Raw genomic sequence first — 21,877 nt, 5'->3', positions numbered from 1 at the left:
CCCGGGGTGGGTGGCGTCAGAACCTCATGCCACCGAGCAGGCTCGCCAGGGACTCGCCGCCGGCTCTGATGCTCGGGGCGACGGCGGTGCTCGCGAGGTAGAAACCGAACAGGACCGACACACATGCGTGTGAGGGCTTCAGCCCGTCCTTGCGGAAGAAGATGAAGCCGATGGTGCCGAACAGGACGACGCCTGAGATGGAGAGGATCATGAGAGATCTCCTGGTGTCGAGGGGACAGTCACCCTGAGTCCTTCCAGCATCACAGGATGTATCCATATGACAAAAGGTGCAACTGGGTGAATTTCGTTCGATTTCCCTCGGTCGGCGGAGTCGGTGGGCGGGGTCGCTGAACAGTCCGGTCCTGTACGCCCTGTCCTGTGCCCCGGGTCAGTGGTGATCTTTGCCTCGGGTGCCCCGGACCATGTGCCGCGCGAGCCAGTACCCTGGCGATTCACCCGTACGGCCGAGCAGCGCTCGCGGTCGTACGCTTCTCCCCGCAGGTCCGCGAAGCGGCACCCGCACGCACTCCCCGGCAGTACCAGCAGTACCAGTCCCCAGCAGTACCAGCAGTACCAGCAGTACCAGTACCCACGCGCTACCCGCAGTCCCCAACGCTCGCAGTGAGAGGCGGTCCGGCCATGAGTGAAGCCCCCGACCCCAAGGTCGTGGAGCTGGCGACCAAGATCTTCGATCTGGCCCGGCAGGGGCGGACCGAGGCGCTCGTGGCGTACGTCGACGCGGGCGTCCCGGCCGACCTCACCAACGACCGCGGCGACTCCCTGGTGATGCTCGCCGCCTACCACGGCCACGCCGACGCCGTCCGCGCGCTGCTGGCACGTGGCGCCGATGCCGACCGCGTCAACGACCGGGGCCAGACACCCCTCGCCGGAGCGGTCTTCAAGGGTGAACAGGACGTGATCAAGGCCCTGCTGGAGGGCGGCGCGGACCCCTCCGCGGGCACGCCGTCGGCCCTGGACACGGCACGGATGTTCGGCCGGACCGAGCTGCTGAGGCTGTTCGGCGAGCAGCCGAGCGAGCAGTGAACCCCCGCGCCGCGGACTGCTGAAACACCGTTCAGACCAGTAAAGACACCGAAAACGGGGGAGGCGGTACGGGGCCGCCGGAAATTTCGGTCGCGGCGGCACGGACGCCGGGTCATCATGACGTCGTGATTCACGGACGCGATGGCTGGGCAGGTGTTGCCGCACCGCGCGGACCGTGATCGGTCCGCATGGGCCACCGACGAGAGGCAGAGGAAGATGGTCTACAGCAAGCAAGAGACGGCGGGCGCCCCGACGTGTTGTCACGCGGCCAGGTAGTGCGTGTTCCCCGGTTGCGTCGACGCTTGATGTGAGGCTGTTTCCCATGTTCGATCCGGTCATAGCGCCCAGCGGTACGCTGCTCGGCCTGCTCCAGCGGGGCCGCGGCGACGGCACACTGCACGCGCTCACCGCCCCGCGCGCCGAAGCGCTCGCGGCTCTCGACCACTGCGTGCTGCACGACCCCCGCCACGACTGGCAGGTGGAGAACCGCTCCCTGTACTACGCCCGGCTCTACCTCGACCTGAACGGCGAGCTGGACGCCATCGAGGCGCACCTCTTCGACCCCGAGGACGCCCTCGACACCGACGAGTCCCGCACCGGGCTCGCCCTCGCCGTCCTCGGGCACCTCGCCTCCTACGGCAGGCGGGACGCGCTCGTGCTGCTGCGCAGGTACGCCGCGACCGGCGCCAACTGGGCCTGGGCCCTGGACGAACTGGCGCTGCGCGACGACGACGCCGGGCTGCGCGCGCTGGCCGCGCCCGTGCTCGCGCGCTTCTCCACCGACGCCGCGGGCGAGGCCGAGCTGGCCGCCGCCGTACGCGATGCTTTCGAGCCACGGCCGTGGCGGCTGTGGGCGGAGGATTCGCGCGCATCGATCGCCACGCGCGTGCGTGCCGCCCACGAGGCCGGCTGCTTCGACCGCTGGCAGCGACAGCTGCGGCCCACCGGGCCACGCCCGGGCTGGAGCGTGCAGGCCGTGTTCGAGTGGGCCCAGCAGGGCATCGACCGCGGCGCCGCCCTCCATGTCCCGGCCGCCCGCTGCCTGGCCGCCGTGGCCGGTCCCGAGGACCGGCCCGAGATCCTCCGAGCTGCCCGGCAGGGCACGGACGGCGCCCGCTGCACCGCCCTGCGCTACCTCGCCGACGGCAACGATCCCGATGCCCTCGACCTGATCGAGTCCGCCGTGTCCGACGGCTCGGCCAGCGTAGTGGAGGCCGCCGTGGACGCCTTCGAACGCATGCGCAGCGTCGCCGCCGTGGACCGGGCCCGCGGCTGGGCCCGCCGCCCCGACCCGCTGGGCGCCGCCGCCGGCCGGATGCTCGCCTGCCGCGGCGGAGCCCGGGACCGCGACCTCGTCCTCGCCGCCCTCCGGGAGGCCGTCCGGGGCGAAGGCCCCGACGCACCCACCCTGTGCGCCCTCGTCGACGGCACCGGCCGCCTCGGCATCACCTGCGCCGCACCCGTCCTGCGGCACGTCTACCGCGAGACCGCCTCCTCCCATCTGCGCGGCCGCGCCGCCCGCGCGCTGGCCGCCACCGACCCCTCCTTCCCCGCGGGCTTCGCCGTGGAGTGCCTGTGGGACTGCGAGGAGACCACCCGCGAACTCGCCGCCCGGTACGCCGAGACCGGCGACACCCGGGTCGTCGAGCAGCTGCGGCGGCTCGCCGCCGACCCCGCCGAGGAGGCCGAGGTCCAGACGGCCGTACGCAGCCGGATCAACCCCGACCTGCCGGCCGCGTGACGTCCGGGTTCGGCTCCGACCTGCCGGCCGCGTGGACGTCCCGGTCCGGCCTCGGTCTGCCCGTCACGTGAACGTCCGGTTGCCCGTGAGGCAGGGGCACATGGACACGGGCTGACCCGCCCGGGTGGGGCGCCCAACGCTCATGGGACGTTCCTCGGCCGGAAAGATCGACGTTGACGCGTTCACGTCCGGCACGGCGACAACACCGGTATGCGTGTCGTCATCGTGACCGAATCCTTTCCCCCTGATGTGAACGGCGTCGCCCACTGCGCGCTCCAGACCGCCCGCCACCTCGCCGCCCGCGGCCACGCGCCGCTCGTGGTTGCTCCGGCCACCGCCGCCCCGTCCGAGGCCGGCGCCGAGCCGGCGTACGCCGACGCCCCCGGTGTGCCCGTCGTCCGGGTGCCCTCCCTGCCGCTCCCGGGCTACCCCCAGGTCCGCGTCGCCCTGCCCAGCAGGCGGGTCGCCGCCGCGCTGAGCGAGCACCGCGCCGACCTCGTCCACCTGGCCAGCCCGTTCGTCCTCGGTGTGCGGGGCATGGCGGCGGCCACCCGGCTCGGCATCCCGGCCGTTGCCGTCTACCAGACCGACCTCGCCGGCTACGCCCGCACCTACATGGGCGCGGGGGAGGCCGCCGCCTGGCGCCGCATCCGCTCCGTCCACGCCGCCGCCGACCGCACCCTGGCCCCCTCCGGCGCGGCCCTGCGCGACCTGGAGGCGCACGGGGTGCCCCGGGTCAGGCTGTGGCCGCGCGGTGTCGACACCGTCCGCTTCCACCCGGACCACCGGGACGAGGCACTGCGCCGCGCACTCGCCCCGAACGGCGAGGTGATCGTCGGCTACGTCGGCCGGCTCGCCCCCGAGAAGCAGGTCGAACTCCTCGCCGGGGCCTGCGGACTGCCGGGCGTGCGGGTCGTGGTCGTGGGCGACGGCCCCTCCCGGGCACGCCTGACCGAGGCCCTGCCGGGTGCCCGCTTCCTCGGCCGCCGCACCGGTGCCGAACTCGCCCGGCTCTTCGCCTCGCTGGACGTCTTCGTGCACACCGGCCCGTTCGAGACCTTCTGCCAGACCGTGCAGGAGGCCATGGCCTGCGGCGTGCCCGTCGTCGCACCCGCCGCCGGCGGCCCGCTCGACCTGGTCGCCCACGGCCGCACCGGACTCCTCGTCCCGCCGAACGACCCGGCCGCCGCAGGGGAGGCGGTGCGGTCGCTGGCCGCCGACCCCATGCTCAGGACGGCGTACGGGACGGCCGGCCGGGCCACCGTCGAGGGCCGCACCTGGGCGGCCGTCGGCGACCAGCTCCTCGGGCACTACGACGAGGTCCTGGCCGGGCGGCGGACGGCGGTGGCGGCATGACCGGCGGACCGCTCAGGATCGTCCGGCTCGCGAACTTCGTCGCCCCCGCCTCCGGCGGTCTGCGCACCGCCCTGCGCGAGCTCGGCAAGGGGTACCGGGCGGCCGGCCATGAACCGGTGCTGATCGTCCCCGGCGAGCGGCACACCGACCGGGAGACCGAGCAGGGCCGTGTGATCACCCTGCCCGGCCCGCCCCTGCCCGGCACCGGCGGCTACCGCGTCCTCACCGACCGGCGGCGCGTGGCCGCCCTGCTGGAGCAGCTGGCCCCCGACCGTCTGGAGGTCTGCGACCGCACCACGCTGCGGTGGACCGGCCGCTGGGCCAGGCGTGCCCGGATACCCGCCGTGATGGTGTCGCACGAGTCCGCCGACGGAGTGCTGCGCACCTGGGGCCTGCCGGAGCATCTGTCCCGGCGCGCCGCCGACGCCCTCAACATCCGCACCGCGCACACCTACGCGCGCGTGGTGTGCACCACCGAGTACGCCGAGCGGGAGTTCGTGCGGATCGGCGCGCGCAATGTCGTACGTGCTCCCCTCGGCGTCGACCTGACCGAGCGGCATCCGGCGCTGCGCGACCCGCGGGTGCGCGCCCGGCACGCGTGCGTGGACGAGGCGCTGCTGCTGATGTGCTCCCGGCTGTCGGTGGAGAAGAGGCCGGGCACCGCGCTGGACACCCTGGAGACGCTGCTGCGGCGCGGGCGGCGCGCGGTGCTCGTGGTGGCCGGGGACGGTCCGCTGCGATCCCGGCTGGAGCAGCGGGCGCGGGAACGCGCGCTGCCGGTCACCTTCCTGGGACACGTCTCCGACCGGGCGCTGCTCGGCACGCTCCAGGCCTGCGCCGACGTCTGCCTGGCTCCCGGGCCGGCCGAGACGTTCGGGCTGGCCGCCCTGGAGGCCATGGCCTGCGGTACGCCCGTGGTGGCGAGTGCCTCCTCCGCGCTGCCGGAGGTGATCGGCTCGGCCGGCGCCACGGCCGGGGAGGGCGGCGAGGCCGTCGCGGACGCCGTGGAGGCGCTCCTGGCACGACCCGAGCCGGAACGGAGGCAGGCGGCACGCGCGCGTGCCGAGTGCTTCGGCTGGGACACCTCCGTGACGGCGTTCCTCGCCGCCCACGACGCACCGGTGCTCTCCCGCCGGCTCGCCCCGGAAGCGACGCCATGAGCCCCGTCCGGTTCGTCGCCCTCGGTGACTCGCTGACCGAGGGGGTGGGCGTCCCCGTCGGCAGCGGCCGGCGCGGCTGGGCCGCGCTGCTGGCGGACGGTCTCGCGGAGGAGTCCGTGGAGTTCACCAACCTCGCGGTCAGCGGGGCGCAGACCCGGGACGTGCTGGAACGGCAGACACCGCCCGCCCTGGCGCTGCGGCCCGACCTCGTGTCCGTCGTCGTCGGTGTCAACGACACGCTGCGACGCACCTTCGACATCCGTGCCGTGGCCGCCCGGCTCGACCGGGTGTACGCGGCCTGCACCGGCCAGGGCGCCGTTCTGCTCACTGCGTGCCTGCCCGATCCGGGGGCCATGCTGGGCCTGCCGAGCGCACTGGCCCGCCCGCTGGCCCGCAGGCAGGGCGCGGTCAACACCGTCGTACACGCGCTGTCCGACCGGTACGGGGCCGTCCACCTGCACGCCGATGAGGGGGAGTGGCTCACCGACCGGACGATGTGGAGCGCGGACCGGCTGCACCCCTCGGAGCGCGGGCACCGGCAGTTCGCCCTCCGCTTCCACTCGCTGCTCGCCGAGGCGGGCGTGGCGTCAGGCCCCGCGCCGTCGCCGGAGCCGGAGTTCCCGGCTCCGACCCGGTGGGGGAGCCTGTGGTGGCTGGCCACCGCGGGCACCGCTTGGGTGGCCCACCGCTGCACCGACCTGCTGCCGCAGCTGCTCACCCTGGCCGTCGACGACCTGCGCCACCACGCCCGCGGCACCCGGTCCCGGCTCGACCTGCGCGCATCGGCCGCGGTGTCGGCGGCCCTGGCCGCACTGCCGCTGGCGGAGCCGTCACCAGCGGAGGTGGCGTAGCCGCTGGTGGCCGGGTGGTCGGGTGGCCGGCCGGGAAGACTACGGGGGCGGTCGTGTCTGCCTGGACCACGCGGTACGGCTCGTCGCTGGTGCCGCGGCAGGCAACGTTTGCCCGTCAAGGAGCGGCGTCCGGTCGTGCTCTGGGGTCCCCCCGGCCGAAGGCCGGAGGGAGTGCCGGGTGCGAGCCCTCGTACTGGACGTACTTGGGCTTGTGCCCGGTGCGGCGAGTGGGGGCACCTCCCACGCCGTCAAGGCAGTGCGGCGAGTGGGGGCGTCGCGACGGGGCGAACGTTGCCTGTTGCGGCACCTAGGCCACGCGGTACTGCTCGTCGCGGGCGTCGGTCAGGAACATCTGCCCCGGCGCGTGAGTGATGGCGAACGGCGGCCGGGAGGCCATCACCGCCGCCTGCGGAGTCACCCCGCACGCCCAGAACACCGGGATGTCGTCCGGCTCGGCAGCCACCGGGTCCCCGAAGTCGGGGCGGCCGAGGTCCGCGATGCCCAGCGCGGACGGATCGCCGCAGTGAACCGGGCTGCCGTGCACCGCCGGGAGCAGTCCGCTCTCCCGGATGGCCGCCGGCAGGTCGCGCGGCGGCACCGGACGCATGGACACCACCATGGGGCCGTGCAGCCGCCCGGCCGGCCTGCACTGACGGCTCGTCACATACATCGGGACGTTGCGTCCCTGCTCGATGTGGCGGATCGGGACGCCCGCGGACGAAAGCGCCCACTCGAAGGTGAAGCTGCAGCCGATCAGGAACGTCACCAGATCAGCGCGCCAGTGCCCGCGCACGTCCGTCGGCTCGTCCACCAGCTCGCCCTCCCGCCACACCCGGTAGCGCGGCAGGTCCGTGCGCAGGTCCGCGCCGTCGGCGAGGACGGTCCGGAAGGAACCGGCGTCGGTGACGTCCAGGACCGGACACGGCTTCGGGTTGCGCTGGCAGAAGAGCAGCGTCTCGTACGCCCAGTCCGCGGGGACCGAGATCAGGTTCACCTGGGTGTGCCCGGCGGCGACCCCGGCCGTCGGGCCCGCCAGCCCGTCCCGGAAGCGTTCCCGGGCCGTGTGCGGGCTCCACGCGCGCGCGTGCTCGTGGACGAGGACCACAGGGAGGTCCTGCGCCCCGGCCGGACGGCGGGAGTCCGTGACGTGCACGCCCCGCGTGGTCCCGGTGGCGTCCGTGTGGCTCATGCCAGCTCCTTCCCGCGCGTCTCGGGCAGCCCCAGCAGCGCCAGCGCCGCCAGACCGTAGCCGATCGCGCCGAAGACCAGCGCCCCGCCCACGCCCCAGCTGTCCGCCAGGAAGCCCACCAGGGTGGGGAAGACCGCGCCGACGGCCCGGCCGGTGTTGTAGGTGAAGCCCTGACCGGTGCCGCGCACCGCCGTCGGGTACAGCTCGCTGAGGTAGGAGCCGAAACCGCTGAAGATCGCCGACATGCAGAAACCCAGCGGGAAACCCAGCACCAGCAGCAGGGTGTTCGCACCGCTCGGGATGTTCGCGTAGACCACGACGCACAGGGCCGACAGCAGCGCGAACAGCCAGATGTTGCGCCGCCGGCCCAGCCGGTCGGTGAGGTGACCGCCGGTCAGATAGCCGGCGAAGGCACCCGAGATCAGGAACGTCAGGTACGAGCCGGTCCCGACGACGGACAGGCCCCGCTCCGTCTTCAGATACGTCGGCACCCATGTGGCCAGCGTGTAGTAGCCGCCCTGGACGCCGGTGGAGAGCAGGCCCGCGAAGACCGTGGTGCGCAGCAGCCCCGGCGAGCCGGCCGTGCCCGGCGTGAAGATGGCCGTGAACGAGCCCCTGCGCGCGCTCTGTTCGCGCACCGCCATCGCCTCCGGCGCGTCGTGCACACGGCGGCGCAGCCACACCACCAGCAGCGCGGGCAGCGCGCCCGTCCAGAACATCACGCGCCAGGCCAGGTCGTCGCCGGCGACGGAGAAGACCAGCGTGTAGACGACCGCGGCCAGCGCCCAGCCGACCGCCCAGGAGCTCTGCACCGCGCCGAGCGTGCGGCCCCGGTTCTTCGCGCTCGCGTACTCGGCGACCAGGATCGCGCCGACCGCCCACTCGCCGCCGAAACCGAGGCCCTGCAGGGCGCGGAAGACCAGCAGTGTGTCGTAGGTGGGCGCGAAACCGCAGGCGACGGTGAACACCGCGTAGGTGATCACCGTGATCATCAGCGCCCGGACCCGGCCGACCCGGTCGGCGACCACGCCGGCGACGGCGCCGCCGATCGCGGACACCACCAGGGTGACGGTGGTGAACAGGCCCGTCTGGCCGCTGTCCAGGCCGAAGTACGAGGCCAGCGCCACCATGCTCAGCGGCAGCGTGAAGTAGTCGTACGAGTCCAGCGCATAGCCGCCGAACGCGCCCGCGAAGGCGCGCCGGCCCCGTGGATCCAGGGCCCGCAGCCAGCCCAACGCGCCGTCGCCGGCATCGCGTTCACCGCGACGGGGGCGCTTGCCGGAGGTCAGGGCCTGTGGTGGAGGGGTCGTGCTCATGGGCACCTCGCAGTTGAGGGACGGAGGGTGCGACGGAGGGTGCAGGTGAGTGAGCAGTGCCGTGCGGAAGCGGCGGCACCGGTGCCCAGGTGGGCGGGGACGGGGCGGTGCCGTGCCCAGCAAGGTAGGGGATCGTTGAACGATCCTTCAATACCCCCGTTGTCTCGTTCTCGGATCTGCGGTTGAATTCCGGGCATGGCAGAGCAGCTGAAGGGACTGGCCGACGACCGAGCCCTGCTGGGCCGCACCAGCACCGCCGAGCGCGTCTCGGACATCCTCAGAAGCCGCATCGCCGACGGCTACTTCCCGCCCGGCACCCGGCTGTCCGAGGACAGCATCGGGGGCGCGCTCGGCGTCTCCCGCAACACGCTGCGCGAGGCGTTCCGGCTGCTGACGCACGAGCGGCTGCTCGTCCACGAGTTGAACCGCGGTGTCTTCGTGCGGGTGCTGACCGTCGAGGACGTCGAGGACATCTACCGCACCCGCCGCCTCGTGGAGTGCGCCGTCGTACGGGGGCTCGGACCGTCGCCGTACGCGCTGGACGGGCTGGCCGAGGCCGTCACCGAGGGACGGCGGGCCACCCGCGAAAGCGACTGGAAAGAGCTGGGCACGGCCAACATCCACTTCCACACCGAACTGGTGGCGCTCGCGGGCAGTGAGCGCACCGACGAACTGATGCGCAGCGTCTTCGCCGAACTGCGCCTCGCCTTCCACGTCGTGGACGACCCGCGACGGCTGCACGAGCCGTACCTCACCCGCAACCAGCAGATCCTCCAGGCCCTCCAGGCCGGCGACCGGGACGGGGCGGAGAAGATGCTCGCCGTCTATCTCGACGACTCGCTGGAGAAGGTCGTGGAGGTGTACCGGCGGCGCGTCGGCGAGGACGCGTAGGGGGGAGCGGGAAGCAGGAGTCGGGGGTCGCGGGCCGGGAGTCCGGGGCCGGAGCCGGGGATCGCGAGCCGGCATCCGGAAGCCGGGGGTCGCGGGTGGGGGCCGGGAGCCGGAGCCGGGCGCCGGGAGCCGGTTCGGGGGACTCGCGCGCCGGGTGCGATCGCGGTGGCGCCGGGGGGTGAGTCTGCGCCGTTTGGGTCGATGTCAGACCGAGGACCTAGTCTGTGCACCGTGACTTCGCCTGCATCGACGGACCGTGTTCCGCCCCAGCTCAGCGCGGGGCCGCGCCCTGCCCCGGGCCCGGCCGCCGACGAGGGGCTGGCGCGGAGGCTGCGCGCGCTCGCCTGCACCGCGCCGCTGCACGACCTCGACACCCGCAAGGCGAACCTCGCGGGCGCGTACTCGGTGTACGGCATGGCCGAGGTCGCGCTCGCCGCCATCGACCTCGTCACGCTCAACATGGACTTCGACACCGGCGCCGACCACGAGCAGATCGTGGCCCGGCTGCTGCCGCGCGTCGCCGCCCAGGCCCCGCGGCGGCCGGCCGCCGAGCACGAGCGGGTGGCCCGCTGGGTCCTGGAGAACCTGATCAACGTCGGCAGCGTCGACCGGGGCTTCCGCGCGGTCTACGGCACGTTCGCGCCGGACGGTACGTACGTGCGCCGGGACTACGACTTCAAGCTGATCGAGGAGGTGCCCGGCCCCGGCGGCAGCGTCTACCTGCGCACCACGGACGAAGCGGTCAACGTCCTCGTGGGCGCCCTCGACACCGACGTCACCAGCGCGCAGATCGCCGCCGAGGTCAAGCTGGAGGTGCTCATCAGCCGCGGCCGCCTCGCCGACGCCCAGCTCGCCGCCGAACAGGCCCGCTACCGCACCGTGCAGTACTCGGAGACCCTGCGCCGGGCCCTGGAGGCCACCCGGCGCAACGTCCGCGCGGTGGACTGGCTGCGCGCCGTACCGGACATGATCACCGAGGCCCTGGACCACGTCGCCGACCGCTACCGGCACGAGAACGCGATCCTGACCAACATCCGCAAGGCGCGCGACGAGTCCGAGGAGCCCGAGCACAAGCGGCGCGCCGCCGAGCTCGTCGACATCGTCAAGGACTGCATCCGCAGGCACACCCAGCTGCAGACCCGGCTGCTGGAGGCCGGCCCCCTCTTCCGCGCCGAGCAGGACCGCCAAGCCTTCGCCACCCCCCTGACCACCTCCGGAACGGACCTCTACGGCCACCTGCTCGCGCCGGTCCTGCCGCTGCCGCTGACGCAGGCGATCCGCGTCACGGACGCCTTCTTCGCGCACGGCACCGGGCTGCGCACACCGGTGTCCGTCCGGGTCGGCGACCTCGTGGACCTGTTGCTCACCCCGCCCGTGGAGCGGGAGCACCTGGGCGCGGAGATGCCCGAGCCCGATCTGATCGCCACCCCCGACGACAGCCGGTTCAGCGAGGAACAGCTGGCGGCGGCGACGGAACTGCTCGACCTTCCGGCGGACGCGCCGCGCAGGCTGTCCGGACTGCTGGCCGAGGCCCGGCGCACCGGGGACCCCGATCTCCCCTACCTGGTCGCCCTGCTGGCGGTCCACGCGGCCAGCCCGGCCGTCGGCACCGCCTACCGGCAGGGCGAGGAGAAGCTGCTGTTCGCCGTGGACGACGGCACCGAGCTGGACGACCCCGAGTTCGGCGGCGCCGATCTGATCGTCGGAACCGCGTTGCTGGACGCGGTCGGCATGGCGGCCGACCGGACGGAAGCAGCATGAGTGATCAAGAGCGTGACAAGGAGCCCAACCCGTGAGCGAGCACGTCGAGTGGAGCGAGGCGGAGACCCCCGCCCCGTCGGCGACCAGCGCCGTCACCCCCGCCGACGCGGCCGACGCGGCCCGGCTCGTCGCCTTCGGCCTGCAGCCCAAACTGCAGCCCGCGCGCGACCAGGAGTACGCCGAGCTGCTGCGCCGCCACCGCGAGGACCCGGCGTTCGCACGCCTCGCGGACGCCGTGGCCGCCGGCCTCGGACTGGTCGTGCTGGAGGTGTCGTCACGCGCGGGCATGGCGGTGACCGCCGCCGAGGACTCCGTCTTCGCCGTCCGCATGGGTGACTACGCGCGTCGTACCGCCGCCGACTCCGGGGACCGCTTCCTGCACGGCCTCGCCCACCTGGCCGTGGCCGCCCTGGCCTTCCCGCGCCCCGAAGACCTGGCCGACGACGGCTACATCGGGCGCGTCACGGTCAACGGAGTCGACGCCTTCGTCCGCCAGGCCTGCCGCCGTCTGGAGGAGCGCGCCGAGGAACAGGGCGAGAACACCGACCCGGCCACCGACGCGCCCGGACTGGAGGCGGCCTGGCGGATCTGGGCCAGACGCAGCGCGACCGGCGCCACCAAGGACGCCCGTCGCCCCGCCGCCTCCACGACCGGCATCGTCGCCAAGGCCCTGGCCTTCCTCACCGACTCCGGGTTCCTGCAGCGCACCGGCGACGAGAGCGGCGGCACCTACCGCACCACGGCCCGCTACCAGCTCCAGGTGCGTGACATGGCGGGCAGTGCCGCCCTGGCCGAACTCCTCGACCTGGGCGTCGTCCCGGTGACCGACGGCACCCCGAGCCTGCTGCCCGCCGAGGACACCGACGACTTGGACCTGGTGGCCGACGCCGGACTGCCGTTCCACGCCGCGCCCGCCGAGCACTGAACCCCCGCCCCGCACTCGACACCCCGCCCAGCACTCACCCCCGCCCAACCCAGAACTCCCCCGATCTGCCGGAAGACTGACGAGAGTCCGCCATGTACGAGCTGTCCCGGGTCCGCCTCTACTCCATCGGTCCTGCCGGTGCGCGCTACGCCGACACCGTGCTCGACCTTCGGGGCGTGGGCGAGCCGGTGCCCGACCCCGCGCCCATCCAGGTGGAGTTCTTCGAGGAGGAGCCGGTCGGTCCGCCGCGCCGCCCCGCGCCCGCCGGCGTGCTCTTCCTGGAGAACGGCGGCGGAAAGTCGGTGCTCCTGAAGCTGATCTTCTCGGTGATGCTGCCCGGCCACCGCAACACCCTCGGCGGCGCCAGCTCCGGCGTACTGCGCAAGTTCCTGCTCGCCGACGACTGCGGGCACGTGGCACTGGAGTGGCAGCACGTGCAGACCGGCGAGTGCGTGGTCGTCGGCAAGGTGAGCGAGTGGCGCGGACGCCAGGTCTCGGGCGACCCGCGCAAGTTCGCCGAGGCCTGGTACTCCTTCCGGCCCGGTCCCGGCCTCACCCTGGACAACCTCCCGGTCGCCGAGGCCACCTCCGTGCGGCCGCCCGCCGAGGGCACCTCCGGCGCACAGGGCCGGCGCCGCACCATGAAGGGCTTCCGTGACGCGATCACCGAGGCCGGCAAGGCCTACCCGCACCTGGAGGTGCACTGGGAGGAGATCCACGAGCGCTGGACGGAGCACCTGGGAGACCTCGGCCTCGACCCGGAACTCTTCCGCTACCAGCGGGAGATGAACGCCGACGAGGGCGAGGCGGCCGGCCTGTTCGCGGTGAAGAAGGACTCCGACTTCACGGACCTGCTGCTGCGCGCAGTCACCGACACCCGCGACACCGACGGACTCGCCGACCTGGTCAGCGGCTTCGGCAACAAGCTGGGCCGGCGCGCCGAACTCATCGCCGAACGGGACTTCACCGCGGGCTCGGTCGACCTGCTCGGACGGATCGTCGAGGCCGCCGAGGCCCGCACCCGCGCGCGTGACATCCACACCTCGGCCGAGCGGCGCACGCGCACGCTGGCGCGGCGGCTGTCCGCCCGGGCCGTGCGGGAACGGGTGCGTGCGGCCGACCTCGCCCAGCGCGTCACCGCGGCCGCCTACGCCGTCACGCACTCCGAGGGCGCCCGGGAGCGCAGCGCGCTGATCGCCGCCGAACTCGCCTACCGGCACGCCTCGCTGGCCCTGGCCGCCGCCGAGAAGTCCGCCGCCGCGCAGAAGCGGGAGCTGGCCGACGCCCGCACCCTGCACTCCGCGTGGCAGGCCGCCGAGGCCGTACTGCGCCACCGGGCCGCCTCCGACCGTGTGGCCCGCGTCTCCGCCGCCATCCAGGAGGCCGAGCGCGACGCGGCTCCGGCGCTCGCCGCGCGCGCCAAGGCCGCCGTGGACCTCGTACGGGCCCTGCACGCGGCCGCGGAGAGCGCCGAAGCCCTCGCCAACGAGGGCGACGAGCGGTCCGCGCACCTGCAGGAGGCGGGGGAGACGGCCCACCGCGACGCGACCGCCGCCGCCACCGGGGCGCAGCGGGCCCGCAGCGAGGCCGGCCACCTGCGTCAGCGGCTGACCGAGGTCGAGCAGGAGACCGCCGAGGCCGTCCGCGCCGGCTGGCTCGACGACAGCGCCCCCGACGCCGATCCGGCGCGCGCCGCGCTGGCCGCCAGCGACGCCGAGAAGACGGCCGTCGCCGCCTGGGACCAGGCCCGCGAGGCCGCCCGGAAGGCCACGGAGCACGCGCGCGAGGCGGCCTCCGCCGAGACCCGCGCCGAGCTCACCGCGGCCCGCGCGGCCGACGCCACCGCGGCGGCGGATCGCGCCTACGAGGCCGAGCGGCGCATCGCCGAGGCGCTGGCGGCCGAGGAGCGGCTCGCCGAGCTGCTGAGCCTGCCCGGCACCGTCATGTCCGGGCGAGCCGCGGTACCCGCTCCCCGGACGGGATCGGACGAGGCGTCGGCCGGCACCCCGGTCGACGAAACGGAGGAAAAGGCGGCGGACGAGGCGCGCTCCGACGCCGACGGAACCGGGCGGCACGGCACCGGAGCCACGGGCCCGGCGGGCGCCCCGGCCGAGGGCAGGCCGCGCCCGCCCGCCGAAGGGCCCCTCACCCCCGAGGACCTGGACCGCTTCGCCGACGAGCTGCGCGAACTCCTCGACGACGCCGTCTCCTCCGCCGAGCGGCACCTGTTCGAACTGCGGACGGCGGCCGCCGACGACGCCCGGATCCTGGGCGCGCTCGGCGACGGCGGCCTGCTCCCGCCCGGCCCCGATGTGCTCGCCACCGTCGAGTTCCTCGGCGAGCACGGCATCCCCGCCCTGCCCGGCTGGCGCTACCTCGCCCAGGCCGTCGACCCCGCCGACCACGCGCGCGTGCTGGCCGCCCGGCCCGAACTGGTCGACGGCGTGATCATCACCGACCCGGACACCCACGTCCGCGCCCGTGACGCACTCGCCGACGCCGCCCTGCTGCCCCGGTCCGCCGTGGCCGTCGGCACCGCGGCCGCCCTGCTCGCCCCCACCCCGGCAGCGGACTCGGCGAACGCCGATGTCTTCCTGGTGCCGCCGAACCCGGCCATGCACGACGAGCACGCCGCCGACGAGGAGCGGCAGGCGCTGCGCGCGCGGGCGACCGAGCGGGACGAGGAGATCCGCCGCATGGCCGCCCGGCTCGGCAAGGACCGCGAGCTCGCCGCCCGGCTCGCCTCCTGGCGCACCGGCTGTCCGGCCGGGCGGCTGGCCGAACTCGCCGAGGCCGCCCACAACGCCCGCGCGTTCGCCGAGGAGGCCGAGACCGAGCTCGGCGAGGCACGGACCGTACGGGCGGAGGCCGAGGAGTCCGCCGCCGAGGCCACACAGGTGCGCGACGAGCGCCAGGAGGCCGCGCAGAAGGCCCGACGTGCCGCCGACGCCCTCGCCGGGCTCGCCTTCCGGCTGCGCGAGCGCGCCGGCTGGCAGGCCAGGCTGCGCGAACTCGCCGACGAGGCCGCCGAGTCGGAGGCCCGCGCCCAGACCTGTCTGGACCGCGCCCGCGCCGCCGACGAGGACCGGCGCGCCGCCCAGCGCGCCGCCGACGACGCCCGCCGCACCGCACGCGCGCTGCGCGCCGAGCGTTCGGAGATCGCCGGAGCCCCCGACGACCTGCCCGAGACCGACGGGGACGCGCCGAAGACGTCCCTGCCGGCCCTCCGCGAGGCCTACCGCGCCGCCTCCCAGGTGTACGAGAAGGTCGGCGTCGGGGCCGATCTGCGCGCCGAACAGGCCCGCGCGGAGAGCGACGAGAGCGCGGCCCGCGCCGAACTGGACCGGCTGAGCAACAAGGTCCGCACCCGCGCCGAGCAACTCCTGGAGTCACCCGACGGGTCCGACGGTCCGTCCCGGCAGGCCGCCGCGGCCCGCGCCGAGGAACTGGTGCAGCTCCTGGAGACGCGTATGTCGTCCGCGAGCGAACAGCTCGGCCGACTGCGCGGCGAGGCCGAGCGGCTGGCACCCGAGGACGGCGAGGCGCACACCGAGCTGCCCGAGGAACTGCTCCCACGCGACGCCGAGCACGCCCAGGCCCTGCTGCGCACGGCCACCGCCGAACTCGCCACCCGCACGGAGGCGTTGGCCCAGGCCCGCGGCGCGCACGCGGAACTCCTGGAGGCCCACCGCGCCGCCGAGGACGCGGCAAGCGGCTTCGACGAGATCGCCGCCATGCTCCGGGACCTGCTGCGCGAGCACAGCGTCGACGAGGAGCAGGAGGAGCCGGAGGCGTACCCGGGCGGCCCGGAGGCGGCCCGGCAGGCCGCCGCCGAGGCCCGTCGGTCGCTGCGCGGCTGCGCCGCCGACCTGTCCACCGCCGAGGCCGCGGTGCGCGAGGCCGGTGACGTCCTCGTCCGGCACGCCAACTCCACCCGCTACGAGCAGGTGCGCACCCCCGCCCGGCAGCAGATCCGCGAGCTGCCCGCCGCCGCCCTGCCCGAGCACGCCCAGAAGTGGGCCGAGGCCTTCGCACCCCGGCTGCGCGTCCTCACCGACGAGCTGGCGCAGCTGGAACGCAACCGCGACTCGATCGTCGACCGGCTGCGCGGCCTCGTGGAGTCGGCCCTCGCCACCCTCCGCTCCGCCCAGCGCCTGTCCCGCCTCCCCGAAGGCCTCGGCGAGTGGTCGGGGCAGGAGTTCCTGCGCATCCGCTTCGAGGAACCCGATCAGGTCACGCTCACCGAGCGGCTGGGCGAGGTCATCGACGAGGCGACCAGGGCCGCCGTGAGGAAGAACTCCGACCTGCGGCGCGACGGCATGTCCCTGCTGCTGCGCGGGGTGGCTGCCGCGCTCCAGCCCAAGGGCGTCGCCGTGGAGATCCTCAAGCCCGACGCCGTGCTGCGCGCCGAGCGTGTGCCCGTCGGCCAGATGGGCGACGTGTTCTCGGGCGGTCAGCTGCTCACCGCTGCCATCGCTCTGTACTGCACGATGGCCGCGCTGCGCTCCAACGACCGCGGCCGTGACAAGCACCGGCACGCGGGCACGCTGTTCCTGGACAATCCCATCGGCCGCGCCAACGCCACGTACCTGCTGGAGCTACAGCGGGCCGTCTCCGACGCGCTCGGCGTCCAGCTCCTGTACACCACCGGCCTGTTCGACACGACGGCGCTGGCGGAGTTCCCGCTGGTCATCCGCCTCCGCAACGACGCCGACCTCAGGGCCGGGCTGAAGTACATCAGCGTGGAGGAACACCTGCGCCCGGGCCTGCCCCAGCCGACCCCCGCCGGAGAGTCGGTCCACAGCGAGATCACGGCGACACGGATGTACAAGCGTCCCGCCTAGCCGCACCTGGCGGCGGGGCCTGGCCGGGGCCGATGAAGCGACCTGGCCAGGTGGTCGCGGCCGGCCGGGCCAGGCCCCGCCGTCACACTCCCGACTGCGCCGCGACGGGACCTAGGAGTGAGACAGCCGGCCCGCGCCGCCCCGTCGGCGTATTCGCTCCTGGGCGCGCTCGGCCGCCCGCTCCTCCCGCCGGGTTCTGCGGCGTTCGCGCCGCAGAACCCGCGCGGTGCTGCTGGGGGCCGAGACCACGCCGTAGCGCTGGTTCCACACCTGGCGGGTCACCCAGACGTCGAGCGCCGCCCAGGTGGCCACCACCGTGCCGGCCACGCCGCCGAGGACCATCGGGAAGGCCAGCCAGGACCCGGCCAGGGTGAACAGGAAGGCCACCACGGCCTGGACGAGCGTCACGGCGATGATCAGCACCGCGCGCACGGCCGACTTGCGCACGGGATCCGGCAGCCTGCGCCGCCGCGCGGGCTCCTCGACCCACAACGGCTTGTAGTAGGGCTGTTCGACGGGTGCGCTCGCACCCGCCTCGGCAGGCAGGCCGTATGCCCCTGCCCGGGCGCTCCCCACCGCCGGAATGTCGCGATCAGGTACCTCGGGCGCCTGCCGTGCCACCGTCCGCGGCTCCCCACCGCTGTCGGCGGCCCGCTCGCGCCGCTCCACCGTGCCCATCAACGTGTCACTCCCCACCGCCGGCAGGCCGCTCGCCCTGTGTCCGAAGAACCGGCTCCCCACTGACTGCCCGGCTTGCGTCGCTTTACGCCGCCGAGGTGCGGGATGCGGCTCCAGTGGCCCATTCCGCCCCGATGCCCCATGGATAAGGACGAACGAAGCACCACGAAGATTCCCGGCGGGCGAAAAATATCGGCCAACCGGCCGGGCCGGCCGACCTGTTCCGGCAGGCCTGCCATCTCCACGTCCACGGGCGCCATCTCCCGCAATGCCCGGACAACTCGCCATCTCGCGCCATCGGAACGGAAGTTCATCTTCCGGTCGGGTCTTCGAGTTACCTGTGCGTCGGTAGTAGGCTCGCGCCGTTTGTTGACGCACATGTGTACCCCCGGCCGGCCGGGGGTCGAGCTGGGGGAGGCCATGCGCTTTCGCGGGAAGTCCATCCGCCGGAAGATCGTGGCGCTGCTTCTCGTGCCGCTGCTGTCCCTGGCCGCCATCTGGGCCTTCGCGACGGTGATCACAGGGCGCCAGGCGACCCAGCTGTTCGACGCCTCGTCCGTGGTGGAGAAGATCGCCTACCCCACCGAGGACACCGTCCGCGTCCTGCAGCAGGAGCGCCGCCAGACCCTCGTCCACCTCGCCGACCCCCGTGCCTCCGACGGTCTCGCCGCGCTGCAGCGCAGCCGGGCCGCCACCGACAAGGCCGTGGCCGAGCTCCGCCGGAACGCCGAGAACGCCGACGTCCGCGACGCATTGGGCACCGGCAGCTCCGGACGGCTGACCGCCGCCCTGGACGCCTTCGACAGCCTCGACTCCCTGCGCCGCGGCGTCGAGGACCGCAGCGTAGGACGCGCCCAGGCGCTCGACCTCTACAACCGCCTGGTCGACCCCTGCTACGTCCTGCTCGCCGACCTCCACGTCGTCGACGACGTCGACCTGGACAAGCAGTACCGCGCCCTGGTCAACCTGGCCCGGGCCCGCGAACTCCTCTCCCGCGAGGACGCGTTGCTCGGCTCCTCCCTGGTGGTCGGCACCCTCACCCGGGACGAGAGCCGCGACATCTCCGAGCTCATGGCCCAGCGCTCCCTGCTCTACGACGTCAGCCTGCCGCTGCTGCCGGCCTCCGAACGCGGCCGCTACCAGCGGTTCTGGGCGAACGCCGCCTCCGCCCCGCTGCGGACGGCCGAGCAGGCCGCCGCCTCCACCAGCTCCGGCACGCCGCGGGGCGTGAGCGCGAAGAGCTGGGACACCGCCGCCGCCGATGCGCTCGATGACCTCGGCACCCTCGACGACCAGGCCGACGACCGCTTCCAGGGCCGGGTGCACCCGGTCGCCATGCACGTCATCCTGCAGGCGGCCGTGGCCGGTGTCCTCGGTCTGATCGCCCTGCTCTTCTCCCTCTTCCTGTCCATACGCATCGGCCGCGGCCTCATCCGCGACCTCCGGCAACTGCGCCTGGACGCCCACGAAGCGTCCGGTGTCCGCCTGCCCAGCGTGATGCGCCGCCTGTCGGCCGGCGAACAGGTCGACGTGGAGACCGAGGTACCCCGCCTCGAATACGACAAGAACGAGATCGGCGAGGTCGGCCAGGCCCTGAACACCCTGCAACGGGCCGCCGTCGAAGCCGCCGTGAAGCAGGCCGAACTGCGGGCCGGCGTCTCCGAGGTCTTCGTCAACCTCGCCCGCCGCAGCCAGGTACTGCTCCACAAGCAGCTCACCCTCCTCGACGCCATGGAGCGCCGGACCGAGGACACCGAGGAACTGGCCGACCTGTTCCGCCTGGACCACCTGACCACCCGTATGCGCCGGCACGCCGAGGGCCTGGTGATCCTCTCCGGCGCCGCCCCCTCCCGGCAGTGGCGCAAACCCGTGCAGCTGATGGACGTCGTACGCGCCGCCGTCGCCGAGGTCGAGGACTACGAGCGCATCGAGGTCCGCCGGCTGCCCCGGGTCGCCCTGACCGGCTCCGCCGTCGCCGACCTCACCCATCTCGTCGCCGAACTCCTGGAGAACGCAACGGTGTTCTCCCCGCCGCACACGGCCGTGCAGGTCCTCGGCGAACGGGTCGCCAACGGCTTCACCCTGGAGATCCACGACCGGGGTCTGGGCATGGCCGCCGAGACGCTGCTGGATGCCAACCTCCGGCTGGCCGAGACCCCGGAGTTCGAACTCTCCGACACCGACCGGCTCGGCCTGTTCGTCATCAGCCGGCTCGCCCAGCGGCAGAACGTCCGCGTCTCGCTCCAGCCCTCCCCGTACGGCGGCACCACCGCCGTCGTCTTCATTCCCGACGCGCTGCTCACGGACGACGTCCCCGACACCAACGGCATCGGCTTCCGGCTCGACCGAGACCAAACCAGCGGGAAGACCGAGCGGGAGGAGAACCGCAGAGCCGCCCTCTCCCCGGGCCCCGTACAGCTTCCGGGACTGCCGGTCTCGCTCCTGGACGGACCGGTGGAACTGGAGGCGCCCGTCGATCTGGACGCCATCGAGGACTTCCCGGGCGCCCTCGACGACGAGGACAGCGAAGGCGGCGGTCTGTTCCGACCCCGCCAGCCCGGCCGGCCCCGGCAGGGCACCGGCTTGCGCGGCACACCGGAGCGCATCCCCGAGGACGAGGACGACAGCCTTCCGATACAGCTGCCCCGACGCCGGACCCCCAAGCTGGTCAGCTCCCACGGGCGCCCGGTCACCGAGCAGCGGTCCCGCCGCGAGCGAGCCGACGACAAGCCGCTCACGGGCGGCGGCCAGAGCGAATCGGACCCCGCCGTCCCGCTGCCCGCCCGCCGTCGCGGCGAGACACCGCTGAGGCCGGCCGGCCGGGCGGCGGACGGCCCCGGCGGGCAGGGCACCTCTGAGACGTCTCCGGCCGCCGGCGAGAGGTCCCCGGCCCACGGCGAGGCGGCCGGGGAGCTGCCCGACCTTCCGCAGCGCGCCCGACGGCCCGCTCTCCCCACCGACCGGCCCGACGACACCGGCGGCGAGGCCGCCACAGCGTCCGGCGAGCCCGCGCCCGACGCGGGGCAGCTGCCCCGGCGGGTGCGGCAGGCGAACCTCGCCCCGCAACTCAGGCAGACATCCGAGCGGCGCACCGAGGACCGGGCCGACCCCGTCGACCGGGACGCCGACGAGGTACGCAGCCGTATGGCCTCGCTCCAGCGCGGCTGGCAGCGCGGCCGTGAGGAGAACGCCGCGGCCGACGACGCCCGCGGCGGCAGCACCGCACCAGGAACGACTAGCAGCACCGCACCAGGAACGACTAAGGGGGACGGTCGATGACCGCACCGAAGGCGACCGGCCACACCACGACCGACAAACGGGAGCTGAACTGGCTCCTCGACGACCTCGTGGACCGGGTCGCAAGTATCCGCAAGGCCATCGTGCTCTCCGGGGACGGCCTGCCGACGGGGGTGTCCGAGGACCTGACCCGGGAGGACAGCGAGCACCTGGCCGCCGTCGCCTCCGGCTTCCACAGCCTCGCCAAGGGTGTGGGCCGGCACTTCGACGCCGGCGGTGTCCGGCAGACCGTCGTCGAGCTGGACGACGCCTTCCTGTTCGTGACCGCCGCCGGTGACGGCAGCTGCCTCGCCGTCCTGTCGGACGCCGACTCCGACGTCGGCCAGGTCGCCTACGAGATGACGCTCCTCGTCAAACGGGTCGGCGTACATCTGGGGGCCGCTCCACGCACCGATCTGCCCTCCGGCGGGTAGTGGGATGACATGAGCGGAGACGGTCAGGCAACAAGCCACTGGTTCGACGACGAAGCCGGACCGGTGGTCCGCCCGTACGCCATGACACGGGGCCGCACCAGCCATGCGGCCCAGCACCGCCTCGACCTGATCGCGGTGGTCGTCACGGAACCCCATGTCGAGGACCCGGAGGCGGACCACGCATTGTCCCCGGAACACGTGGACATCGTCGAGCTGTGCCGCGACACTCCGCAGTCGGTCGCCGAACTCGCCGCGGAACTCGACCTGCCCATCGGTGTGGTGCGCGTCCTCATCGGTGACCTCGTGGACGAGGAGTACGTCCACGTGAGCCGCCCGGTGCCGCCCGCCGAACTGCCGGACGAAAGTATTCTCCGCGACGTGATCAACGGCCTGCGGGCGCTGTGAGCGGCG

The 21,877-nt window shown here is 73.9% G+C and carries 16 protein-coding genes; 12 read left to right on the top strand and 4 right to left on the bottom strand.

Annotation, left to right across the window (positions count from 1 at the left end):
• Window positions 1-16: 16 nt before the first annotated feature.
• On the bottom strand, window positions 17-211 hold the full coding sequence (locus R2S09_RS02860) for a hypothetical protein (RefSeq protein ID WP_306188406.1): 195 nt from the start codon (window positions 209-211) through the stop codon (window positions 17-19).
• A 428-nt stretch (window positions 212-639) separates the two neighbouring features.
• Between R2S09_RS02860 and R2S09_RS02855 the strand changes: the two genes are divergently transcribed.
• The 5 genes from R2S09_RS02855 to R2S09_RS02835 all read left to right on the top strand — a co-directional run bounded on the left by R2S09_RS02855 (window position 640) and on the right by R2S09_RS02835 (window position 6,152).
• Window positions 640-1,044: an ankyrin repeat domain-containing protein gene (locus R2S09_RS02855; protein ID WP_316739641.1), complete on the top strand. Its 405-nt coding sequence runs from the start codon at window positions 640-642 to the stop codon at window positions 1,042-1,044.
• Between the two features lie 322 nt (window positions 1,045-1,366).
• Window positions 1,367-2,785, top strand: coding sequence for a HEAT repeat domain-containing protein (locus R2S09_RS02850; RefSeq protein ID WP_306188403.1), 1,419 nt, complete (start codon window positions 1,367-1,369; stop codon window positions 2,783-2,785).
• Between the two features lie 210 nt (window positions 2,786-2,995).
• Entirely contained in the window at window positions 2,996-4,141 is a 1,146-nt protein-coding gene (locus tag R2S09_RS02845; RefSeq protein WP_316739640.1) for a glycosyltransferase family 1 protein, read from the top strand.
• Complete coding sequence (locus R2S09_RS02840) at window positions 4,138-5,301, top strand: glycosyltransferase (protein ID WP_306188399.1); 1,164 nt, start codon at window positions 4,138-4,140, stop codon at window positions 5,299-5,301. Before R2S09_RS02845 ends, R2S09_RS02840 begins: the two co-directional genes overlap by 4 nt.
• The gene (locus tag R2S09_RS02835) at window positions 5,298-6,152 is read left to right on the top strand and encodes an SGNH/GDSL hydrolase family protein (protein WP_316739639.1); all 855 of its coding nucleotides are present in this window, start codon (window positions 5,298-5,300) and stop codon (window positions 6,150-6,152) included. Before R2S09_RS02840 ends, R2S09_RS02835 begins: the two co-directional genes overlap by 4 nt.
• Before the next feature lie 307 nt (window positions 6,153-6,459).
• Here the strand turns inward: R2S09_RS02835 and R2S09_RS02830 are convergent, their stop codons facing one another.
• Both R2S09_RS02830 and R2S09_RS02825 read right to left on the bottom strand, forming a co-directional pair.
• Window positions 6,460-7,341, bottom strand: a complete 882-nt coding sequence (locus R2S09_RS02830; protein WP_316739638.1) for a putative hydro-lyase — start codon at window positions 7,339-7,341, stop codon at window positions 6,460-6,462.
• A complete protein-coding gene (locus tag R2S09_RS02825; protein WP_316739637.1) occupies window positions 7,338-8,657 on the bottom strand; it encodes an MFS transporter in 1,320 nt (439 codons plus the stop codon). The genes R2S09_RS02830 and R2S09_RS02825 overlap by 4 nt, the downstream gene beginning before the upstream one ends.
• Before the next feature lie 195 nt (window positions 8,658-8,852).
• Between R2S09_RS02825 and R2S09_RS02820 the strand changes: the two genes are divergently transcribed.
• From R2S09_RS02820 to R2S09_RS02805, 4 genes are all read left to right on the top strand, one after another.
• A complete protein-coding gene (locus R2S09_RS02820) occupies window positions 8,853-9,548 on the top strand; it encodes a GntR family transcriptional regulator (RefSeq protein WP_306188395.1) in 696 nt (231 codons plus the stop codon).
• Between the two features lie 231 nt (window positions 9,549-9,779).
• Window positions 9,780-11,309 (top strand): hypothetical protein, encoded by a 1,530-nt coding sequence (locus R2S09_RS02815; protein WP_316739636.1) that lies wholly within the window; start codon window positions 9,780-9,782, stop codon window positions 11,307-11,309.
• Window positions 11,310-11,340: 31 nt separating this feature from the next.
• On the top strand, window positions 11,341-12,234 hold the full coding sequence (locus tag R2S09_RS02810; RefSeq protein ID WP_316739635.1) for a hypothetical protein: 894 nt from the start codon (window positions 11,341-11,343) through the stop codon (window positions 12,232-12,234).
• A 92-nt stretch (window positions 12,235-12,326) separates the two neighbouring features.
• Window positions 12,327-17,078, top strand: a complete 4,752-nt coding sequence (locus R2S09_RS02805) for a hypothetical protein (RefSeq protein ID WP_316739634.1) — start codon at window positions 12,327-12,329, stop codon at window positions 17,076-17,078.
• A 111-nt stretch (window positions 17,079-17,189) separates the two neighbouring features.
• Here R2S09_RS02805 and R2S09_RS02800 read toward each other — a convergent pair whose 3' ends face one another.
• A complete protein-coding gene (locus tag R2S09_RS02800) occupies window positions 17,190-17,756 on the bottom strand; it encodes a hypothetical protein (RefSeq protein WP_306188389.1) in 567 nt (188 codons plus the stop codon).
• 420 nt (window positions 17,757-18,176) lie between these two features.
• Here R2S09_RS02800 and R2S09_RS02795 point away from each other — a divergent pair, with 420 nt between their 5' ends.
• The 3 genes from R2S09_RS02795 to R2S09_RS02785 are packed head-to-tail and all read left to right on the top strand — an operon-like array spanning window position 18,177 to window position 21,871.
• A complete protein-coding gene (locus R2S09_RS02795; protein WP_316739633.1) occupies window positions 18,177-21,035 on the top strand; it encodes a nitrate- and nitrite sensing domain-containing protein in 2,859 nt (952 codons plus the stop codon).
• Window positions 21,032-21,466 carry a roadblock/LC7 domain-containing protein gene (locus R2S09_RS02790; RefSeq protein ID WP_316739632.1) on the top strand — a complete coding sequence of 145 codons (435 nt, stop codon included), beginning with the start codon at window positions 21,032-21,034 and terminating at the stop codon, window positions 21,464-21,466. Before R2S09_RS02795 ends, R2S09_RS02790 begins: the two co-directional genes overlap by 4 nt.
• A gap of 9 nt (window positions 21,467-21,475) precedes the next feature.
• Window positions 21,476-21,871 (top strand): DUF742 domain-containing protein, encoded by a 396-nt coding sequence (locus R2S09_RS02785; protein WP_306188383.1) that lies wholly within the window; start codon window positions 21,476-21,478, stop codon window positions 21,869-21,871.
• Window positions 21,872-21,877 lie beyond the last annotated feature (6 nt).

Source organism: Streptomyces sp. MK7, assembly GCF_032658145.1.
GTDB classification, from domain to species: domain Bacteria; phylum Actinomycetota; class Actinomycetes; order Streptomycetales; family Streptomycetaceae; genus Streptomyces; species Streptomyces spiralis.
This window is presented reverse-complemented; position numbering and strand designations above follow the sequence as displayed.